19 protein-coding genes are annotated in these 18,996 nt (G+C 67.7%); 13 read left to right on the top strand and 6 right to left on the bottom strand.

Annotated features, from left to right (window positions below):
- Window positions 1–7: 7 nt before the first annotated feature.
- Both Pla123a_RS00460 and Pla123a_RS00455 read right to left on the bottom strand, forming a co-directional pair.
- Complete coding sequence (locus Pla123a_RS00460; RefSeq protein ID WP_146583561.1) at window positions 8–433, bottom strand: hypothetical protein; 426 nt, start codon at window positions 431–433, stop codon at window positions 8–10.
- 519 nt (window positions 434–952) lie between these two features.
- Window positions 953–1,468, bottom strand: coding sequence for a hypothetical protein (locus Pla123a_RS00455; protein WP_146583560.1), 516 nt, complete (start codon window positions 1,466–1,468; stop codon window positions 953–955).
- Between the two features lie 193 nt (window positions 1,469–1,661).
- Between Pla123a_RS00455 and Pla123a_RS25240 the strand changes: the two genes are divergently transcribed.
- Window positions 1,662–1,877, top strand: a complete 216-nt coding sequence (locus Pla123a_RS25240; protein WP_146584239.1) for an integrase core domain-containing protein — start codon at window positions 1,662–1,664, stop codon at window positions 1,875–1,877.
- Window positions 1,878–2,288: 411 nt separating this feature from the next.
- On the opposite strand, the gene Pla123a_RS00445 is transcribed toward Pla123a_RS25240, so the two are convergent.
- The 3 genes from Pla123a_RS00445 to Pla123a_RS00435 form a co-directional block, all read right to left on the bottom strand.
- The gene (locus Pla123a_RS00445) at window positions 2,289–3,488 is read right to left on the bottom strand and encodes an acyltransferase family protein (protein ID WP_146583559.1); all 1,200 of its coding nucleotides are present in this window, start codon (window positions 3,486–3,488) and stop codon (window positions 2,289–2,291) included.
- A gap of 10 nt (window positions 3,489–3,498) precedes the next feature.
- On the bottom strand, window positions 3,499–4,629 hold the full coding sequence (locus tag Pla123a_RS00440) for a 6-phosphofructokinase (protein WP_146583558.1): 1,131 nt from the start codon (window positions 4,627–4,629) through the stop codon (window positions 3,499–3,501).
- A 170-nt stretch (window positions 4,630–4,799) separates the two neighbouring features.
- A complete protein-coding gene (locus Pla123a_RS00435; protein WP_146583557.1) occupies window positions 4,800–6,311 on the bottom strand; it encodes a hypothetical protein in 1,512 nt (503 codons plus the stop codon).
- Between the two features lie 135 nt (window positions 6,312–6,446).
- Between Pla123a_RS00435 and Pla123a_RS00430 the strand changes: the two genes are divergently transcribed.
- Both Pla123a_RS00430 and Pla123a_RS00425 read left to right on the top strand, forming a co-directional pair.
- The gene (locus Pla123a_RS00430; RefSeq protein ID WP_146583556.1) at window positions 6,447–6,986 is read left to right on the top strand and encodes a DUF6960 family protein; all 540 of its coding nucleotides are present in this window, start codon (window positions 6,447–6,449) and stop codon (window positions 6,984–6,986) included.
- Window positions 6,983–7,510 (top strand): hypothetical protein, encoded by a 528-nt coding sequence (locus tag Pla123a_RS00425; RefSeq protein ID WP_146583555.1) that lies wholly within the window; start codon window positions 6,983–6,985, stop codon window positions 7,508–7,510. Before Pla123a_RS00430 ends, Pla123a_RS00425 begins: the two co-directional genes overlap by 4 nt.
- On the opposite strand, the gene Pla123a_RS00420 is transcribed toward Pla123a_RS00425, so the two are convergent.
- Window positions 7,507–8,940 (bottom strand): pectate lyase, encoded by a 1,434-nt coding sequence (locus Pla123a_RS00420; RefSeq protein ID WP_146583554.1) that lies wholly within the window; start codon window positions 8,938–8,940, stop codon window positions 7,507–7,509. The genes Pla123a_RS00425 and Pla123a_RS00420 overlap by 4 nt on opposite strands.
- 340 nt (window positions 8,941–9,280) lie before the next feature.
- On the opposite strand from Pla123a_RS00420, the gene ilvN reads away from it, so the two are divergent.
- From ilvN to Pla123a_RS00370, 10 genes are all read left to right on the top strand, one after another.
- On the top strand, window positions 9,281–9,808 hold the full coding sequence (ilvN, locus tag Pla123a_RS00415) for an acetolactate synthase small subunit (protein ID WP_146583553.1): 528 nt from the start codon (window positions 9,281–9,283) through the stop codon (window positions 9,806–9,808).
- A 143-nt stretch (window positions 9,809–9,951) separates the two neighbouring features.
- A complete protein-coding gene (ilvC, locus tag Pla123a_RS00410; protein WP_146583552.1) occupies window positions 9,952–10,956 on the top strand; it encodes a ketol-acid reductoisomerase in 1,005 nt (334 codons plus the stop codon).
- Between the two features lie 254 nt (window positions 10,957–11,210).
- Window positions 11,211–11,963: a 4'-phosphopantetheinyl transferase family protein gene (locus Pla123a_RS00405; protein ID WP_197527552.1), complete on the top strand. Its 753-nt coding sequence runs from the start codon at window positions 11,211–11,213 to the stop codon at window positions 11,961–11,963.
- A 7-nt stretch (window positions 11,964–11,970) separates the two neighbouring features.
- Entirely contained in the window at window positions 11,971–13,050 is a 1,080-nt protein-coding gene (locus tag Pla123a_RS00400; RefSeq protein WP_146583550.1) for an FAD:protein FMN transferase, read from the top strand.
- Window positions 13,051–13,270: 220 nt separating this feature from the next.
- Window positions 13,271–13,978, top strand: a complete 708-nt coding sequence (locus Pla123a_RS00395; protein WP_197527551.1) for a DedA family protein — start codon at window positions 13,271–13,273, stop codon at window positions 13,976–13,978.
- Between the two features lie 27 nt (window positions 13,979–14,005).
- The gene (locus Pla123a_RS00390; protein WP_146583548.1) at window positions 14,006–14,614 is read left to right on the top strand and encodes a non-canonical purine NTP pyrophosphatase; all 609 of its coding nucleotides are present in this window, start codon (window positions 14,006–14,008) and stop codon (window positions 14,612–14,614) included.
- A gap of 97 nt (window positions 14,615–14,711) precedes the next feature.
- Window positions 14,712–15,491, top strand: a complete 780-nt coding sequence (locus tag Pla123a_RS00385) for a class I SAM-dependent DNA methyltransferase (RefSeq protein ID WP_146583547.1) — start codon at window positions 14,712–14,714, stop codon at window positions 15,489–15,491.
- A gap of 114 nt (window positions 15,492–15,605) precedes the next feature.
- Window positions 15,606–16,937 carry an amidohydrolase gene (locus Pla123a_RS00380; protein ID WP_146583546.1) on the top strand — a complete coding sequence of 444 codons (1,332 nt, stop codon included), beginning with the start codon at window positions 15,606–15,608 and terminating at the stop codon, window positions 16,935–16,937.
- 193 nt (window positions 16,938–17,130) lie between these two features.
- The gene (locus Pla123a_RS00375; RefSeq protein ID WP_146583545.1) at window positions 17,131–17,622 is read left to right on the top strand and encodes a PH domain-containing protein; all 492 of its coding nucleotides are present in this window, start codon (window positions 17,131–17,133) and stop codon (window positions 17,620–17,622) included.
- 237 nt (window positions 17,623–17,859) lie between these two features.
- On the top strand, window positions 17,860–18,915 hold the full coding sequence (locus Pla123a_RS00370) for an SGNH/GDSL hydrolase family protein (RefSeq protein ID WP_146583544.1): 1,056 nt from the start codon (window positions 17,860–17,862) through the stop codon (window positions 18,913–18,915).
- The last annotated feature ends 81 nt before the right edge of the window (window positions 18,916–18,996 follow it).

Raw genomic sequence — 18,996 nt, 5'->3', positions numbered from 1 at the left:
TGCGGCCTTACTCGGGCGAGGGGCCGGGCGTGTAGACGCCTGTCGCGTCGTTGCGGTCCAACACGTAGGTCGCTCGGACCTGTGGCGATCGCTTGAGCTGGGCCGTGCTGACCTCGTCCACCGTGGCCGCGTGCAGGCAGTCCGCCTGGACCCCCGGCGCGTCGAGTACCACGAGCCTGACGCTCCCGTCCGTTCCGGTCGGGTGATTCTTGAGAAGGCCGCCGACTAGCGGGTAGGGGCGGAGCGGATCAGGACTGGTGCTGCAGAACTTCTCGTAAGCGCTGCGATCACTAAACCCGTAGACCGCCGAGTAGGACTCGCCCCCGTTCGCCGCGTTACATGCCGGCCCGATTGGCGTGTCGGCCGCAAGCAGGACGTATCGAGCAGTCTGGCCGGTCTGTGCGGTGTGCTGGGGGTGCGGGGTCAATTGCATTTCTTAACAGCCTGTTCAATGAGGTTCTAGCGCGCCGATCGGACGGGTGAAGGAACGCGCGCCAGCAATCCACGCCGCCCGCTGATAAACTTGCCCCCGCGGGACAGGGGGTCTCTTCGCACGCTTCGGTAGCAACAGAGAAGCGGCAGCAATGCGGGGAAGCGGCCGTTGATCTTTCACAAGCCGCGGCAACACCAATCGCCCCGCTGCTCTAGGGACCGATCAATCGTTTTCGTCCCGTTCGATGTCTACCCCCATGCGCACGCCAGGGATTGATGACAAGAGGTGTGAAAGCACGCGGTGCGAAAGCGTTGGCCCGTACGGCACACGGAAACTGCACCACTCGTGTGTTCGCGCTTCATGCATCGGCTCGCTCGTCTTGAAGACAAACAGGCCGCTCAGTTTGTCAAGAAGCCAGGAGGCATTCTCAGAACTATCGACAAACACCCGACAAGCGTAGCCTTCGTTCTTCAGGCACACATCAGAGAAGATGTTCGTGGGGGAGTGCTCGATTCTCTGCTAGCGATTGTTGTTTTGCTGGGACGCTGCGGAATCTGTCAGTTGCTGGCAGCGTTGCGACACCGATAGAAAAGGCATCCCCTCCGGAAGCTCGTAGCGCTCCGCACGCACAAACCACATCGCCAACCCGCCTGTGTTGTGCGAAGGGGTACCGTCGGCGGCAGCGGCGCGGACACCGAGCGAGCCCTTGCGGCCCGTCTTCTTCCAACCGCGGCGTTCCATAATGATCCGCACCACCACTCCGATCGCCTGACGCAGTCGTTTGGTCTTTGCGGGGTGGAACCCGGCCAGGTAGCAATCTACTGCAGGCGCGGCCTCAAGCTCCCGCACCACTCCGGCTAGTGGCGCGCGATCGTGGTGGACCTCGGCGTCTTCCATACGCCGCTGCCGCGACTCATCGCCGAAGAACTCGAGGACCTCGTCAAAGGGCTGGTCAGGATCATTCAGCACATCGGCAAACGTCCTGCCCTGACGATCAGTAAGGAAATCATCGCGGGTCAGCAGGACGGCTTGCATACGTGGTTCCGTGCTTACAAATAGAGGTTCCGTTTTTGCGGGTGCGGATATTGTACCTCCGACAGCTGGGGGGGGATAGTGCGGATTCCAGAAACCGTTCCAAATGCACTTTATGCGGCGGGATCATTGGGTGGATCGACTCGCCACCTGCCGCCCGAGTCACAACAGCGAGTTCTGAAACGAGTTCTTAGCAATCCAGTCGTTCGAGAGTCGGGCGTCGGCCAGGAAGCTGTCCGACGCCTGGCGAGAGGATTCCAACCACCACCGGTCGCACAGCTCGCTGGGGTACGTCACCCCTACCGAGTTCGCGGCCCGCTGCCCTAACCAGACTCTCACTGCAACTGGTGCAGTTTTTTGGGGCAGGACCGTGGTCTTCACCGACTTCATTCTGGGAATGCAGCGGTTGTAGTCGATTGGATGACGATGAGCGGAGTTGGAAAGCCAGTGTCAGTGGCCCATGTCGATTCATGCAGAGCGGATAATTTCTACGCCAAACCTGCGCCGGCCCGACACGCCTGCGTAGCGAATTTCCCAACTACACCCCCCATTTCTTTGTAGAAATTCTGACCCGACCGTGGTCCAATAAGGGTCGCTGAGCGAGGCGGTGGAGGGTCGGGTTGCGGTTCAAGGGTCCGACGCGTTTTGTCACTTTTGTCCGCGCTGGTGGGCAGGAAAGGACAAAAGTCGGCCCTCCCCCTGCGGGGCGGTCGGCGCAAGCCCCTCTCATTGAGAGGGTTACGAATTCGGGCGCCCGACAACGGGCCCGACTTTTGTCGCTAGGAATCGATGTCCGAATAGCGGACAAAAGTCGGCCGCTCGGCTACACCCGGATGACCCAGCCGCGGCGGTAGAAGACGATCATCAGCGCCCAGAAGATGGCGACCGTCGCGACGGCCATCGCCAGCGACGACGCGGGGCCGGGGCCCAGCGGGGCGACAAACACGTTCTGGTAGATCCAGTTCTTGAGGCTGGTGTCGCCGACCGGCACGCGGGCGATGGTCGCCCCCGTCAGTGAGGCGAGCACAAACGCGGTGATCGCGTTGACGCCGACCGCGGTGAACGGCATGGCGATCCGTTGCATCAGCTTCGAGCCGCCGCCGAGCCAGTCGAACACGATCAGGATGGCGGTGAGCGTCAGCGTGCCAAGGCCGCCGGTCAAGAGCACGAAGCTGCTGGTCCACAGCTTCTTGTTGATCGGCACGCCACCGGGCGACGGGAACCGCACGTCCCAGGCGAGACCCAGCGACGTCAGCGCGACGCCAAGGATCACGAGCGTCAGCAGCGTGCCCGCGCCGAGCGGGCCACGCCGCAGCAGCCCGCCGACCAGGTAGCCGATCAGCACGGTCACGATCGACGGCAGCGTGCTGAGCAGGCCCTCGGGCTCGGTCGGCTCGCTGGTCGCCTGGGTGTACATGTGGGGCTTGGTGAGCACGGCGATGTCGACCGCGCGGGTCAGGTTGCCGTCGGCGGCGAAGCGTTCTTCGTAGCTCAGGTCCGCGGGGAGGAACATCAGCAGCGCGGCGTAACCGAACAGCATCACCGCGGCGGCGACCCACCGCGCGGCCCTGGGCAACAGCAGCACCACCATCGACGCGCCGCAGTAGGCCAAGCCAATCCGCTGCAGCACGCCGGGCAGGCGGAGCGTGGCGAGGCTGAACTCGCCGGTCCCCAGGGCGTCGGCGAGCAGGCCGCCGTAGGCGTTGAGGAACAACCCGAGCCCGACCAGCGTGAGCGTGCGGCGGAGGATCCGCGGCCAAGCGGCGGCGATCGCGGCGCGGTCGGCCTGCTCGTACTTGCGGAAGGCGTACGCCATCGCGACCCCGACCATGAACAGGAAGAACGGGAAGACGAGGTCGGTCGGGGTCCAGCCGTGCCACTCGGCGTGCTGCAGCGGCGGGTAGATCGAGTCCGACGCCCAGGTGCCCGGGTTGTTGACGAGGATCATCGCCAGGATCGTGGCGCCGCGCATGACGTCGAGGGCCTGCAGGCGGTTGGGAGCGGTAGCGGGGTCGGCTGCCATGGGTGGTTCTCTAGGAGTCGCCGAGGCTGGTGCCGACGCTGCGGGCGGCGCGGACCCAGGGGTGGTCGGCGGGGACCAGCTTCTTGCTGCCGGCGACCTCTTCGATGGGCACGGCCTCGGAGCCGTCGCCGCGGGCGGCGACCATGTAGCCGTACTGCTTCTCGTGGAGCAGCTCGGCGCAGGTCGCCCCGAGCCGGGTGGCGAGCAGCCGGTCGGCGGCCGACGGGGTGCCGCCCCGCTGCAGGTGCCCGAGGATGGTGAGCCGCGACTCCAGGCCGGTCATCTCCTCGAGCTGGTGGGTCAGCTTGAGCGTGTGGTCGACGTGCTCGTGGTGGAAGGCGGCGAGCTGCTGCGAGGCCTTCTTCTTGTCGTCCTTGGTCTCGGCGCTGCTCTTGGCGGCGGCCAGCTCGTTGATGGTCTTCGACTGTTCGACCGTCATCGTGCCCTCGGCCACGGCGACGATGCTGAACCGCTTGCCGCGTCGGGCGCGGGCGTTGATCGCCTCGGCGACGTGCTCGATCGCGTAGGGGATCTCGGGGATCAGGATCACGTCGGCCCCGCCGGCGATGCCGGCCCCCAACGCGAGCCAACCGGCGCGGTGGCCCATCAGCTCGACCACGATGATGCGGTGGTGGCTGGTGGCGGTGGAGTGCAGGCGGTCGATCGCCTCGGTGGCGATGCCGAGCGCCGTGTCGAACCCAAACGAGACGTCGGTCTTCGCTATGTCGTTGTCGATGGTCTTGGGGAGCGACACCACGTTGAGCCCGGCGTCCTGCAGCCGCAGGGCGTTCTTCTGCGTGCCGCCGCCGCCGATGCAGACCACGCAGTCCAGGCCGTGCCGCTGGTAGGTCGCGACGATGGCGTCGGTCATGTCCTCGGTGCGCTCACCGATCGGCATCTTGTGCGGTTTGTCGCGGCTCGCGCCGAGGAACGTGCCGCCGTCGGTCAGGATGCCTGAGAGCTGGTCGCCCGTGATCCGCACGATGCGGTCGAGGGCCAGGCCGCGGAAGCCGTCGCGGAAGCCGATGACGGACATCTCGAACTGGTCGATCGCCGCCTTGCCGAGTCCACGGATCGCGGCGTTCAGCCCGGGGCAGTCGCCCCCGCTAGTGAGAACTCCGATGCATTGTCCACTGGCCATAGATCGGGTCTTCGAGTCGAGAGGTTCGGGTGTTGAGTTCGCACGGCCGCCGAGCGCCCATACTAGCGGCGATGCCGGCGACATGCGAGGCGCCGGACCGTCGCCCCCGCGGCGCAACGCGCCCTCGGCATCCGCCGGCGGCTGGGTGGTGCGTTCTGCGGCGGCGGCCGTTAGCCGACCGACAGCCCGCGATCGACCGCGGCCTGCTCGCGGGTGTACACCGCCAGGACCGACTCGAAGGTCTCGCGGCTGATCTTCCAGGACGGGTCGGTGTCCTTGTGGGCGCCGCAGTGGGTCGAGATCAGGCGGAACAAGAATTTAAACAGGTGCCGCGGCGTGCGGAGCGAGCGGAACGCGTCGAGCAGCCGCTCGTCCGATACGTCGTCGGAGATCATCTCGCGGATGGTCGGCGACGCGTCGTCGTCGCTGCAGGCGGCGATGCGGTCGTTGGTCAGGTCCCACAACGCCTCGGCGGTCCAGTCGAGCGACGGCACCATGTTCTGCTTGTCGAGCCGCGACCGCTGGTGGAAGTCGCGGTCCTCGCGGTGCACGTACTCGGCCAGCTCCGAGGGGAGCAGCAGCTTCAGGCCGATGCCGGGCTGCTTGAGGAACTTGTTGTCAAGCATCGACCACACCAGGTCGCGCATCAGCTCGGCTTTGCCGTTCAAGAGGTGCGGCTCGTCGACGCGGTCGACCAGCACGACGATGCCGGTCACGCCGAGCGCCCGCAGCACGCCCTGCAGCTTGCCGAGCAGCTCGTAGCGGTCGTCGGTGCGGTTCTTGTCGGGGAGCGGCTGGTTCAGCAGGTCACGCGACGCGAACGACATCAGCAGCTCGCGGAGCGAACCGGCCTCGCGACGCAGCACCCGCAGGTGGCTGCTGATGCGGCCGGCCAGCCAGCGGCGGCGGGCCCACTTGTAGATCCAGGGGACCCAGCCGAAGGCGACCGCCAGGTAGATCCACGGCGCCGACAGCCACCCCCAGTTGCTCGTAGCAGCCATCGCGCCGACGGCGATCGCGGTGACTGCCAGGCCAATGAGCGCCTCGCCCCAGGCGCTCAGCGCGCCGTAACCGATCGCCCACTTGAGCCGCTTCCAGCGGACCGTGAACGGCTCGGCGGTAGAGTTGTCGTAGCAGGCGGCCAGCAGCAGGAGGTCCCGCTTCTGCGAGCGGTCTAGCGCGTTCTTGAACTGTGTCGCGCCGGGGCTCGGCCGCAGGCGGTTGGCCTCCGGGCCGTCGCGGTGGGTGGAGTCGAGCAGGTGGTCGACCAGGTCGGTCACGCCAAGCGACAGGATGGCGTCCATGTGGTCCCACAGCTTCCACTCGGCCAGCACCTTCGACGGGTCGCGCTGCTTGCGGGCGCTGAGCCGGTCGGCAAAGCGGTCGAGGAACGGGTTGAAGTCGTCGTACTCGATGACCCACAGCCGGCCCTGCTTGACCTCCTTGTTGTGGTCGGCCAGCCGGCCGACGACCTGCAGCCGCATGGCGGTCTTGCCGGCGCCTTTTTCGCCGAACACGATCGAGGTGGCCGGGTCGGTCGGCTCGCCAAAGATCTTGTCCCAGGCGGGGTGGAAGGTGGTGCCGCGGCATTTCGACTTGAACACCGGGTCGGTCTGGGCGTCCTCCTCCGTGAACGGGTTGGAGGCGACGCCGTGGTGCTTGAGGAATTGGTCGGTGCGCATGCTGCCGGGCGGGGGAATCGGGGTAAGAAAGGCAGGGCTCGAATCTCGTAATTGTAGGTTGCCAGGGCCCGCTCCGCCGCGCCCCAGCTAGTTTCCGGTGGCCCGCAAACCGGAATTTTCCGTATAATTGCTGGTATGGACGAAGCCACCCACCCGCCGCCGCTCAAGCAGGTCCCCAAGTACGGGTATTACCCGGCCTGGCCGGAGGACGGCGACAACTGGATTCACCCCGAGGACGTCGCCCTGGCGCGGACCCAGTTTCCCAGTACGCGAATCTGGCGCCGGGACGAGGAGTCGGGCGAGTTTCACGTGATCCGCTACGGCGCAACGACGCTCCGCGTGAAGTCGGCCCTGTGGCAGGAGGTCCCCGAGCCAGACTTCCAGATCGGCCAGCTGGTGGAGGTCCGCACCCGGCTGATGCGGAACGAACCCCACACCGGGCGGGTCACCGAGGTCCAGTGGGACAACTACCTGGGCCAGGTTGTGTTCCACATCCAGGAGAACGACCGCCCGCTGCCGAATAAGTACACCACGGACGACCTCAAGCCGGTCGACCCGGCCGAGGGCCGCGAGTTCTCCCGCCTGCCGTCCGACACGCCCGAGGCGACCGACGGCGTCGACGAGCTGACCGAGGGGCTGCCGAAGGACGAGAAGTTCGGTGGGCCGTGGACATGAGCGGCGCGCTCTCGTACGCCAAGCCGAGGTGGCGAACCTGGGGCCGCCGGCTGGTGCCGATCGCAGTGGCGGTGGTCGTGCTGGCCGCCGTTTACATCGCCCTCGGACCTCGGACCCACACGCACCGGTTCGTCCTCAACGGCAAGCCAGGAGCCAATGCGGTCGTCACCTTTCTCGACGGTCGGCCTCCGGTCTCGACCAATGCTAACGGCGAGGTCCGCTTTGTGCTCAGCGCGGGCGATGAACTCTGGTACCAGACCGCGTTCCCAAATGGGACCAGGTTCAGCTGCAAGGCGAGCGGCCGCGGCCTCACCGAGACCTATAGCAGCAGTAGAGGAACGGTCATCACCAAGACCGTGGATTGGGTTATTTGGAAACAAGGAAGTAGAAGTGTGGAACTGTCAGGGACCAAGACTATCGTCGATCAATTCGAGAGGGGAGAGATTACCCAACGAGAGCTGATTGCCCAGTTCGAGACCTTAAGCGCCGAACTAGAACGCGAAGCCGCCGACGCAGGCATTTAGAACGCGGCGGTCTCGAGGTAATCGCACAGCACCCGGACATTCCGGCAGAACACCAAGCTCGACAGGTACGGCTGACCGGATTGGAATTTTGGCTGACCGACCAGCCGCCCGCCGTGGTAGACGCTGACCCAGCGTCCCTGTTGGTCGAGGCCTGCGACAATCGCCGCGGCCCGCTGGGCAATCCTGCGGGGCGGGACCGCAGGGGGGTCGGCGCCCTGCAGCGCGGCCCGGTAGCGCGTCTGGAGCGTTGGCAGCCGCGCGGGAATCTTGAACGCGTAGTGGCTCGGCAACTGCGAGTCGTCGTAGGTCAGCGAGTACTGCCGGCCGTTGCGGGTCATGTAGAGCGGCCGGTTGGTCTCGAGCTCGTAGAACCGCGCCAGGCGACCGTCGGTCAGCAGCGACTGCTGCAGGTAGTCCAGCGCCGCGGGGATCGGCTCCAGGTAGCGGTTGTCGGCGGTGGCGGCGGCGATCTTTAGCAGTGTCTCGACCGCTTCTTGGGTCTCGTCGCTGGCGACGGCCGGCGGCTCGAACGCCCGGGCCCAGGCGGGCTCCATCTGCTCGTTGTACTGCTGCGCCCAGCCCCGCTGCGGGGCGGGCATCTGGGCCAGGATCAAGAAGTCGCCCAGGCGCTGCAGCGCGGTCTCGTAGCGCGGGTCATCGTAAATCTTGTGAGCAGCAATCAACGCGTCCGCGACATAGCCGCAGACGTTGTCGTTGAGCGTGTAGAGGTCCCAGTACTCCTTGATCCGGCCCTCGGTCCGCCAGTCGTAGTGCGGGTAGTTGGCCGCGACGACCGGCCGCGGCTCGACCGCCCCCTTCCAAACCTGGGGAAAGCCGCCGTTGGGGAACTGGGCCGCCAGCAACGAGTCGAGCGCCAGCCGGGCGGCGTCGTGGATGGGCTGGTCGTTGAAGTCGAGGGCCTGATCGACGCGGATCAGGAACTCGATCGCCGACTGCGTCTGACCATCGTCGAGCGACGACCTGCCGGCGGCCCGTCGCTGGCCCCCTTCGTGCTGCTGGCCACGCCGCATGCCGGACACGTCGATCTTGTTGCTCCACCCGCCCGACCGCACCTGACCGTAGACCAGGGCATCGGCCGCCCGGCGGGCGGCGGTGAGGAAGTAGCGGTCGCCAGTGGCGTCATAGGCACGGAGCAACGCCATCCCCACGCTAGGCGTCCCCGGGGGCTGCACCCAGACGAGATCCTGCCCGGCGGGCCCCTCCCCCCACCGCTGCTGGAGGTCGAGCGAGTAGTGGTAGACGTAGCCCCCCTGGATCGCGACCCGCTCGCTGAAGAACCCGGCCGCGGCGCGGAGGGCGTCAAGGGCCTGCTCGCGGGTCGGCGGCTGTTCGCACCGGCCGGGCGTTGCAGCCCAGCTGCACTGGACCGCCACAAGAGCCACGGCGGTGACGCAGGAACGCAGGGACATTCATGGCGCCCCGAGGGATGGAGGAGATAATTTGCCCCAGACTACCAGGTCCGCGGAAGGGCCGCCCGAAATCAATCTGAGCGGTCTGCGCGCTACGAGGATCAATTGGACCTGGGGCGTTCGCGGGCCGAAATCAGGCAGGCGCCCCGCCCTGCGGTTGGCTGCACCCCATTGCCCCCGAACCCCGGCGACCGGTGGGCTGTCTCCAGGGCGGGTTTTCCCCGGGATCCGGGGTGTTCCCGCCGGTTGCGGGGCGTCGGGCCCCCAACTAAGATCATGGGTTCGCCGCTGCCGGCGAGATCCGCCCGTTAACCTGCTGCCTTAAACTGTTGGTAGTCCCATGCGTCACGTCCTCTCTGCCCTGGTGCAAAACGTCCCCGGCGTGCTGGCCCACGTCGCCGGCATGCTCGCCTCGCGCGGCTACAACATCGACAGCCTCGCCGTCGGCGAGACCGAAGACCCGCACCTGTCGCGGATGACGTTCGTCGTGGTCGGCGACGACAACGTGCTGCAGCAGGTCCGCAAGCAGCTCGAGAAGATCGTCACCGTGGTGCAGGTCACGGACATCAGCGCCCAGGACCACGTTGAGCGCGACCTGATGCTCATCAAGGTCAACTGCCAGGAGGGCAAGCGGACCGAGATCTGCGAGCTGACCGACATCTTCCGCGGCAGCGTGGTGGACGTCGCGCCCGATGAGATCATGATTGAGCTGGCCGGCCAGGAGAAGAAGATCCAGGCGTTCATCGACATGATGCGGCCCTTCGGCATCCTCGAGCTGGCCCGCACCGGACGCATCGCCATGGTCCGCTCGGTCAACCGCCCGCTGGGCAGCGGCGGCGTGACGGCGGCGGTCGGCGCGGCAGGCTGATTTATTTCCTGTAACCACAAAGACACCAAGGACACAACGAGAACACGGCCGCAGCGGCGGCCCCGCGTTCTCTGCTTTGTGCCCTTCGTGCCTTTGTGGTTCCCAATCCACAACCCAACACAAACGGACAAGGTTCATTCGCCATGGGCGCAAAGATCTACTACGACAAAGACGCAGACATGAAGGCCCTGGAGGGCAAGACCGTGGCCATCATCGGCTACGGCTCCCAGGGGCACGCCCACGCGCAGAACCTGCGTGACTCGGGCGTCAAGGTCGTGGTGGGCCAGCGACCGGGCGGCGATAACTACGACCTCGCCAAGAGCCACGGCTTCGAGCCGATGAGCGCCGCCGACGCCGCCAAGGCGGCCGACGTCATCAACATCCTGCTGCCGGACGAGGTCCAGGCCGACGTCTACAAGAGCGACATCGCGCCCAACATGTCCAAGGGCAACGTGCTGATGTGTTCGCACGGCTTCAACATCCACTTCGGGTTGATCGAGCCGCCCAAGGGCGTGGAAACGCTCTTGGTCGCCCCCAAGGGCCCCGGCCACCTGGTCCGCAGCGAGTTCACCGCCGGCGGCGGCGTCCCCTGCCTGATCGCCCTGCCCGAGGACGCCAGCGACGACACCTTCCAGATCGGCCTGGCCTACGCCAAGGGCCTGGGCGGAGCCCGCGCCGGCGTCATCCGCACCACCTTCGCCGAAGAGACCGAGACCGACCTGTTCGGCGAGCAGGCCGTCTTGTGCGGCGGCCTGAGCGAGCTGATCAAGGCGGGCTTCGACACCCTGGTCGAGGCCGGTTACCAGCCCGAGATGGCCTACTTCGAGTGCATGCACGAGGTGAAGCTGATCGTCGACCTGTTCTACCAGGGCGGCCTCAACTACATGCGCTACAGCGTGAGCAACACCGCCGAGTACGGCGACTACTCCACCGGCCCGCGGATCATCACCGACGAGACCAAGGCCGAGATGAAGAAGGTGCTCCTGGAGATCCAGAACGGCACCTTCGCCCGCAACTGGATGCTCGAGAACAAGGCCGGCGCCCCCGGCTTCAAGGCGACCCGCCGCCGCGAGCGGAACCTGCCGATCGAGAAGACCGGTCAGCAGCTCCGCCGCCTGATGAGCTGGATCGACGAGAAGGAAGTCTAAACCATCCGCGTCCTAGGGCGATGCCCTAGGCTACGGTGAGATTGGCCGTTGGCCAATCGACGGACGAAACGGGGTGGGGCGCGTGCCCACTTCCCCCCACACCCGCTTCAATCCCCTCCCCCCTGTGGGGAGGGTTAGGGAGGGGGGGCGCCCCGCCACTGCGGCTCGCCTCGTCGAGAACGTAGAGGCAGAGCAGCTAGCGACGCCACACCCCTCCCCTAGCCCCTCCCCATCGAGGGGAGGGGAAAATGCTGATGGCCAGACGCCCACCGCTGTCGCCGGAACAACTGCCCGACTGGCCCGTGGGTGACCCCGCGGCGCCGCTGGCGCCGGGCGTGGTGCGGGTCTGGCTGTGGTCGCTCGATGGGCCGTGCCCCGATTGCGACGAGCGCTGGCTGTCGGTCGACGAGCGGGACCGGGCCGACCGGTTCCACTTCGGCGAGGACCGCCAGCACTTTGTCGCGGCCCGCTGTGGGCTGCGGCGGCTGCTGGCGGCGGCGACCGGTCGGTCGCCGGCCGAGGTGGCGTTCCGCTACCACGGGCTCGGCAAGCCGGCGCTCGAGCACGACGGGGCCACGGTGCGGTTCAACCTGTCGCACTCGGCCGGCGTGGCGCTAGCCGCGGTGTCGGCCGACGCCGACGTGGGCGCCGACATCGAGGCGGTCCGCCCGACCCGCTGGGCCGACGGGATCGCCGAGCGGTATTTCTCGCCCACCGAAGTCGCCGGCCTGCGTGGCGAGCCGGTCGACCGGCAGGACCAGGCGTTCTTCCGCTTCTGGACCAACAAGGAGGCCGTGGTCAAGCTGATCGGCACGGGCCTGGGCTTCCCCCTGCCGGCGTTCACCACGCCGCTCGACGCGCCAACTGGGGCCGAGGTAACTTTACCGAAAGACAACCCGCTGGCCCTCAGCCGCTGCTGGGTCCGGCCGCTGCCGACCGGCGAGCACCTCCGCGGCGCGGTGGCGACCCCGGGGTCGGTCGAGCGGGTCGAGTGCTTCCGCTTATAATCAAGCCATGGCCGAGTCCCCTACTAACCGCCGCGACTTCCTCAAGGGCAAGTCGGCCGTCGAGGCTTTGGGCAGCATCGGCGACGCCCTGCCGGCAGGCGCCGCCGACCCCGGGCTGGCCGACTGCACGCTCTCGCTCACCCGCCGCGCGATGGCGTGCGACTTCCAGGTGCAGCTGATCGCCAGCCCGCACCGCAACGAGACCGAACCCGCCCTCGCTGCGCTCGACCTGATCGACGAACAAGAAGACCGGCTGAGCGTCTACCGCGACTCGAGCGACATCAGCCTGCTCAACAACGCAGCGCAGTTCGGACCCGCGGAGACCGACGCCGAGATGTTTGCGCTCCTGGAGCTGTGCGACCAGTTGCACCGCGAGACCGAAGGCGCCTTCGACACCACGACCGGGCCGCTCTCTAAGGCGTGGGGCTTCTACCAGCGCGAGCCCCGTGTGCCGAGCGACGAACAACTCGCCGCCGCCCGCGAACTGGTCGGCTGGTCGCACGTGAAGCTCGACGCCGACACACAAACCCTCGCGTTCGACAAGCAGGGCATCGAGGTCAACTTCAACGGCGTCGGCAAGGGGCACGCGCTCGACCTGGCCGCCGAGCAGCTCGGGCTCGCGCTGGTCGACGACTTCCTGATGCACGGCGGCCGGAGCACGCTGGTGGCCCGCGGCAACCGGCCGGGCGGGCAGGTCGCCGGCTGGGGAGTCGCGCTAAGGCACCCGCTGCGGCCGCAGTTGGTGATTGCTGAGTTCGCGCTGGTCGACCAGGCGTTCTCGACCTCCGGGGCCGCCACCCAGGGGTTTGTCTCTGGAGGGGAGCGGTACGGGCACATCCTCGACGCCCGCACCGGGCGGCCGGCGGTCGGGCCGCACAGCGTCAGCGTGATCGCGCCGACCGGTGCGGAGGCCGACGCGCTGTCGACCGCGTTCTACGTGCTCGGGCCGGAACGGTCGCGTGTGTACTGCGAGGCCCATCCCGGCGTGGGGGCGGCGTTCGTAATGCCGGGGCAGCACGCCAACCAAGTCCGGCTGGAGGTCGTCCATCTGCCCGCCGACCGCTGGCGCCAGGTGAGCGAGCTGTAGCCGCCGGCGCCAGCAGCCCATTGATTTTGCCGACCGGGATTGCGGCCGCCTGCACAATCCGGCCCCCAGGCCGGTACTGGCGGGGGCTGATTCTGGCTACAATACCGGGCTACCCAAACTTGCTGGGTCGCCCCAACGTGGCCCCCCATACAGTAACCCCCCTCGGCCTCACGGCCCCACCCAGGCGCCCCCGCAGCGCGCGAAACCCTGCAGACGGAACGTGATTCTTGATTTCCTAGTTAAGCGCGTCGGGCTGTGGGGCATCTTCGCCTTCCTGGCTCTGACGGGTGTCGGCGTGCCGATCCCAGAGGAGGCGCCGCTGGTGCTGGCGGGCGTGCTGAGCAAGGCCGGCAGGTTCGACCCGTTCGAGGCCCTGGCCTTCTGCCTGATGGGCGCCCTGGTGGGCGACTCGATCATGTACGCCATCGGCCGACACCTAGGGCACGCGTTCCTGCTGAAGCACCCGCTGATCTCGCGGTTTGTGAACGCGGAGGAGGAAGAGAAGCTGGAGCACGTGATCCAGAAGCACGGCTTCAAGATCTTGCTGGGCACCCGGTTCCTGATCGGCATCCGCGGCGCGGTTTACTTCGCCGCCGGCGCCGCGCGGGTACCCTACCTGCGGTTCCTGCTGTGGGACCTGGTGGCGGCCTCGCTGGTGGTGCTGATTGTGTTTGGCCTGGGCTACCTGTTCGGCCCCTGGATCGAGCCGGTCATCGGCGACGCCGAGAAGCTGGTGACCGTGATTGTGGTCGCGGTGCTGATCGGCGTTGGCTACATGCTGTACCGCAAGCGGGTCGAGCGGATCGACCGCGAGATCGAACGCCTGGAGCGCGAGTCGCAGAACGAGAAGCTGGCCGAGGGCGTCGTGCCCCAGCCCGCCCCCAACGAGCAGCAAGAGTCCGACGAGCAGCAGGACCGCTCGGCCTAACCCACGCCGCAACCGCATCCCAACGCCATGCCCGCCGCCCCGCTGATCATCGGCACCCACAACCAGAAGAAGGGCGCCGAGCTGGCCGGGGCGCTCGCCCCCCACGGCGTCGAGGTCCGCACGCTCGCCGGCGTCGACGGCGCGATCGAGGTGGTCGAGGACGGCCAGACCTTCGCCGACAACGCCCGGCTCAAGGCAGTCGAGCAGGCCAAACACCTCGGCCAGTGGCTGCTGGCCGACGACAGCGGCATCCAGGTCGACGCGCTGGGCGGCGCGCCGGGCGTGTTCTCTGCCCGCTTCGCCGGCCCCGAGTGCGACGACCAGGCCAACAATCGCCTGCTGCTGGAGAAGCTCGCCGGCCTGCCGCCGCAGAAACGCGGCGCAGGCTACTACTGCCACGTCACGCTGGCCGACCCGTCGGGCGAGATCCGCGGCGAGGCGACCGGCGTCTGCCGCGGCGTGATCGTGCCCAAGCCCCGCGGCTCGAACGGCTTCGGCTACGACCCGCTGTTCGAGATCCGCGAGCTGCACCGCACCTTCGGCGAGCTCGGCCCCGCGGTCAAGAAGGCACTCAGCCACCGCTCGCGGGCGATGCGGTCGATCCTGCCGGCGATCGTCCGCGAGCTAGCCCGCTAGCCCGACCGCGCCGCCCGGACGCTCGCAAGGTGGCCCCGCCGCGCGGTTTCCCCTAAGGTGGAGTGATCGCAGACGCATCTTCCACCCCTAAGGTCCCATGCCGCACCGCTACCGCATCCAGTTTCCTCCTCACGACGCTCATCATCTAGAACAGGACGAAGTCAGCTTCTTCGTCATGGAGAACGGCCGCAAGACGCGGCTGCGGTTCCACGACTACGACCAAATCTACCCTCGGCCCGGCCTGTACGAGCAGGTCTTCTACGAGCGGCTGAAGTGCAACTCGCCCGAGAAGGTGAGCGAGCAGCTCAAGCAGACGCTCGACGCCTACGGCAAGAGAATCACCGAGCTGCGGGTGCTGGACCTCGGCGCCGGCAACGGCATGATGGGCGAGGTGCTCAAGCGGAACGGCGTCGCCCGGCTGATCGGCGCCGACATCATCCCCGAGGCTCGGGACGCGTGCCTCCGCGACCGGCCGAGTGTGTACGACGAGTACTACGTGGCCGACTTCACTGACCTCGACCCCGACTCCATCGACGAGCTGTCCGGCTGGTCGATCGACTGCCTGACCAGCGTCGCGGCGCTCGGCTTCGGCGACATCTCCGCGGCGGCGTTCTTTCAGGCGATGCGATTTGTGGAGGTCGGGGGCTGGGTCGCCTTCAACATCAAGGAGACCTTCCTCGACCGCTCCGACCAGTCTGGCTTCTCCCGGTTCATCCGCGAGCTGATCTTCTCCGAGTACCTCGACCTGCACCACCTCGAGCGGTACCGCCACCGCTTGTCGATGGAAGGGACCCCGCTGTACTATTTCGCGCTGGTCGCCCAGAAGACCGCCGAGATCCCCGGCGACTTCCTCGAACGCCATGAAATCACGTCGTAGCGGGCGTCCCGCTCCGGATGCTTCCGGCCGGGATCGCTCCGGGCGTCGCCGCCGTGGGTTACAATGCGCTGAGACCAACCACGCTGGACCCCAAGGCCTCGGGAATCCCCTGCCATGCCCCACCCGCCAACCGCCGGGCTCGCCGCGGCCCTGCTGCTGACCGCCCTCCCATTCGCCGCCAATGCCGCCGCCCCTAGCGCCCCCGGCGTCGCGATCGACGCCTGGCTCGACGACAACCTGGCCGGCGTGGTTGAGCTGTACAAGGAGCTGCACCAGACGCCTGAGCTCTCGTACGAGGAAGAAGCAACCGGCAACCGGCTCGCCAAGCAGTGGCGCGCCGCCGGCTTCGACGTGACCCAGGGCGTCGGCGGGCACGGGGTGGTCGGGGTGCTCGAGAACGGCGACGGCCCCACCCTGATGCTCCGCTGCGACACCGACGCCCTGCCAGTCATCGAGGATACCGGCGTTCCCTACGCCAGCCGGGTCCGCACCACCGACAAGCTGGGCGCGGTGGTCGGCGTGATGCACGCCTGCGGGCACGACATCCACATGGCCAACATGACCGGCGTGGTCCGCTGGGCCGCCGCCAACCGCGACTCCTGGAGCGGCACGCTGATGGTGATCGCGCAGCCGGCCGAGGAGCGCGGCGCCGGCGCCAAGGCGATGCTGGCCGACGGCCTGTTCGCCCGTTTCCCCCGGCCCGACTACGCGGTGGCGCTGCACGTCGCGGCCGACTACCCAGCCGGCCAGGCAGGCTACTTGGCGGGCTACTCGCAGGCCAACGTCGACAGCGTCGACATCGCGGTGAAGGGCCGCGGCGGCCACGGCGCCTACCCCCACACCACCGCCGACCCGGTCGTGATCGCCGCCAAGCTGGTGCTCGACCTGCAGACCATCGTCAGCCGCGAGCTCGACCCGATCGAGCCCGCGGTGATCACCGTCGGCTCGATCCACGGCGGCACCAAGCACAACATCATCAGCGACGAGTGCAAGCTGCAGCTCACCGTGCGGAGCTACTCGCCCCAGGTCCGCCAGCAGATCGCCGACGCCATCATCCGCAAGGCGAAGGCCGCCGCCGCGAGCGCCAACGCGCCGGAGCCGGAGGTCGACATCTCCGAGGGCACCCCCTCGCTCTACAACGACCCCAAGCTGACCGAGCGGGTCGCCAAGGCGGTCGGCGGCGTGCTCGGCCCGGAGAACATGACCCCCTCCAAGCCGACCATGGGGGGCGAGGACTTCAGCCGCTACGGCATCGCCGGCGTGCCGATCTGCATGTTCAAGCTGGGCACGATCCCCCAGGAACGGCTCGACCAGTACGCCGCCGCCGGCACGCCGCCGCCGTCGCTCCACTCGGCCAAGTTCTACCCAGCGCCCAAGCCAACGCTGGCGACCGGCATCAAGTCGATGACCGCCATCGTCCGCGAGCTGCTGCCGGTCGAGAACTAGCGGCGCAAGCGGGTGGAGAAGAGAGTGCCAAGAAAAGGCACGAAAGTGCACAAAAGTGGTCCTCGGCGCAGCGTGTCGTAGAATAGAGCGGGAGAAGAATCTTCACCTCTTTCTTCTTGTGCGTTCTTGTGCCTTTTCGTGGCCATCGACCAGCACCAAGAACACCGCTCGCCCATCCGCGTAGGCCCCCGCCGTGCCCCGCCACCTCGACGACACCGACCTCCGCATCCCCGCCCACGTCAAGGCGACCGACGGCGGGCGCTCCACCACGACCGGCGAGTTCGAGTGGTCCCGCTGGGACGCCGGCGAGCACCCGGTCCGCACCGCCGTGATGCTGCTGGTCGTGGCCGCGGCGGCCGTCACCGCGGGCGTGACGCTCCGCTCGCCCGCCAGCGGCCTGCTGGCGCTCGCCCTGCTGCTGGCGACCCTCGCCAACCACCTGCTGCCGATCCGCTACGCCATGACCGGCGACGGCGTCAGCGTCCGCGGGCTGCTCCGCAAGCGGCTCTTGCGCTGGTCGCGGATCGACGCCGCCCGCTTCAGCCGGACCGACGCCGTGCTGCTGTACACCACCGAGCACAGCGTCAACCAACGCCAGTTCCGCGTCGACCTCGGCCCGCAGCCGGACGAGGTCGCGACCGTGCTCAAGCAGCGGCTGCTCGACGCCGGCGTGCCGCTGGTGTGAGGTCAGCGCGGGCGATTTTTGCGGCGAGCGTCGGCGGCGTTGCACTGATTGCCCCGTGACAGGACACGCACAGCGGCGATTGCCGCCGTTTGCTTGCCCCATCAGCCCTGGGCAACGCATACTGTGCGTTTGAAACTCTTCGAGCGCGGAAGCCACTGCCAGTGGCGATCCCTCGTCCGTTTGCCTTGCGGCGGCGCCGGCGTTCTGGCTCCACCGCGATGCCACTGGAAATCAACGATGCGAATGTCTGCCGCCGCGTCCGCTCGACCGGCTCTGACAGCTCTGCTGACGAAACGATTCGCGCTGGCGGCTTGCCTCTCCCTCTCCTTGCTCCCCGCGGCCGTGGCCGAGCCGCTGCGGATCATGCCGCTGGGCGACTCGGTTACCGATGGCTTCGCACTGGCAGGCGGGTACCGCGCGCCGCTGTACAGCAAGCTGCAGCAGGCGGGCCTCGACACGCTGTTCGTCGGCGACCACGCCAACAACCCGACCTCGGCGTTGACCGCCGCCGGGCAGCAGAACCACTCGGGCCACTCCGGCTGGGTGATCGACGGACGGATCTCCCCCACCCGCAACGGCCTGGCGGAGAACATCGACTCCTGGCTCGGCAGGCGTCGCGTGCCGATTGGTCCCGACATTGTGCTGCTGATGATCGGCACCAACGATGTCATCGACAACCTGCAGCTCGCCACGGCGCCCAACCGTCTCAGCGATCTGATCACCCGCATCGTCGACCCGAACGACGGCCTGGCGCCCGACGCGCACTTCATTGTAGGGAGCCTGATCCCCAACCGGCAGGCGGGCAAGCAGGCGCCGACCGACGCGTTCAACGCCGTGCTGCCGGGGCTGGTGGCCCAGCACCAGCAGGCGGGCGAGTCGGTCAGCTTTGTCGACGTCGCGAGCTACGTCCACACCTCCGACATGAGCGACCTGTACCACCCCAACGCCACCGGCGCGGCGAAGATCGCCGACGCCTTCCTGCTGGGAATCCAGGACTACCTGGAGAGCATCCAGCCGGCGCCCGGCGACTACAACCGCGACGGCCTGGTCGACGCGGCCGACTACACCGTGTGGCGCGACGCCAACGGCGCTAGCGGTCCTGGTCTAGCCGCCGACGGCAACGGCGACCAGCAGGTCGACCAGCAGGACTACGCGGTGTGGCGTGACGCCTACGGCCCCCAACCAGCGCCGGCCGCGACCGCCGCGCCAACGCCCAGCGCGGGTTGCCTGCTGTGCGTTTCCCTAATGGCCGCCGGGTTGCGGCAGCGCAGGGTCGTCGCGACCGTGGACTGACGCTCGGGATCCAACCCGCCGGCTTCCGCCGGCAGCTTCCGCGGGGACGGCTGACCGCCATCGAGTGATGCGCCCTCGCGG

This window comes from Posidoniimonas polymericola (genome assembly GCF_007859935.1).
Lineage (GTDB): Bacteria > Planctomycetota > Planctomycetia > Pirellulales > Lacipirellulaceae > Posidoniimonas > Posidoniimonas polymericola.
The sequence above is the reverse complement of the archived record's forward strand: the minus strand, read 5'-3'. Positions and strand labels throughout refer to the sequence as shown.

Coding starts and splice junctions, on each gene's coding strand:
- Pla123a_RS00460 (WP_146583561.1), bottom strand. CDS start 433: ATGCAATTGACCCCGCACCCCCAGCACACCGCACAGACCGGCCAGACT.
- Pla123a_RS00455 (WP_146583560.1), bottom strand. CDS start 1,468: ATGCAAGCCGTCCTGCTGACCCGCGATGATTTCCTTACTGATCGTCAG.
- Pla123a_RS00445 (WP_146583559.1), bottom strand. CDS start 3,488: ATGGCAGCCGACCCCGCTACCGCTCCCAACCGCCTGCAGGCCCTCGAC.
- Pla123a_RS00440 (WP_146583558.1), bottom strand. CDS start 4,629: ATGGCCAGTGGACAATGCATCGGAGTTCTCACTAGCGGGGGCGACTGC.
- Pla123a_RS00435 (WP_146583557.1), bottom strand. CDS start 6,311: ATGCGCACCGACCAATTCCTCAAGCACCACGGCGTCGCCTCCAACCCG.
- Pla123a_RS00430 (WP_146583556.1), top strand. CDS start 6,447: ATGGACGAAGCCACCCACCCGCCGCCGCTCAAGCAGGTCCCCAAGTAC.
- Pla123a_RS00425 (WP_146583555.1), top strand. CDS start 6,983: ATGAGCGGCGCGCTCTCGTACGCCAAGCCGAGGTGGCGAACCTGGGGC.
- Pla123a_RS00420 (WP_146583554.1), bottom strand. CDS start 8,940: ATGTCCCTGCGTTCCTGCGTCACCGCCGTGGCTCTTGTGGCGGTCCAG.
- ilvN (WP_146583553.1), top strand. CDS start 9,281: ATGCGTCACGTCCTCTCTGCCCTGGTGCAAAACGTCCCCGGCGTGCTG.
- ilvC (WP_146583552.1), top strand. CDS start 9,952: ATGGGCGCAAAGATCTACTACGACAAAGACGCAGACATGAAGGCCCTG.
- Pla123a_RS00405 (WP_197527552.1), top strand. CDS start 11,211: ATGGCCAGACGCCCACCGCTGTCGCCGGAACAACTGCCCGACTGGCCC.
- Pla123a_RS00400 (WP_146583550.1), top strand. CDS start 11,971: ATGGCCGAGTCCCCTACTAACCGCCGCGACTTCCTCAAGGGCAAGTCG.
- Pla123a_RS00390 (WP_146583548.1), top strand. CDS start 14,006: ATGCCCGCCGCCCCGCTGATCATCGGCACCCACAACCAGAAGAAGGGC.
- Pla123a_RS00385 (WP_146583547.1), top strand. CDS start 14,712: ATGCCGCACCGCTACCGCATCCAGTTTCCTCCTCACGACGCTCATCAT.
- Pla123a_RS00380 (WP_146583546.1), top strand. CDS start 15,606: ATGCCCCACCCGCCAACCGCCGGGCTCGCCGCGGCCCTGCTGCTGACC.
- Pla123a_RS00370 (WP_146583544.1), top strand. CDS start 17,860: ATGCGAATGTCTGCCGCCGCGTCCGCTCGACCGGCTCTGACAGCTCTG.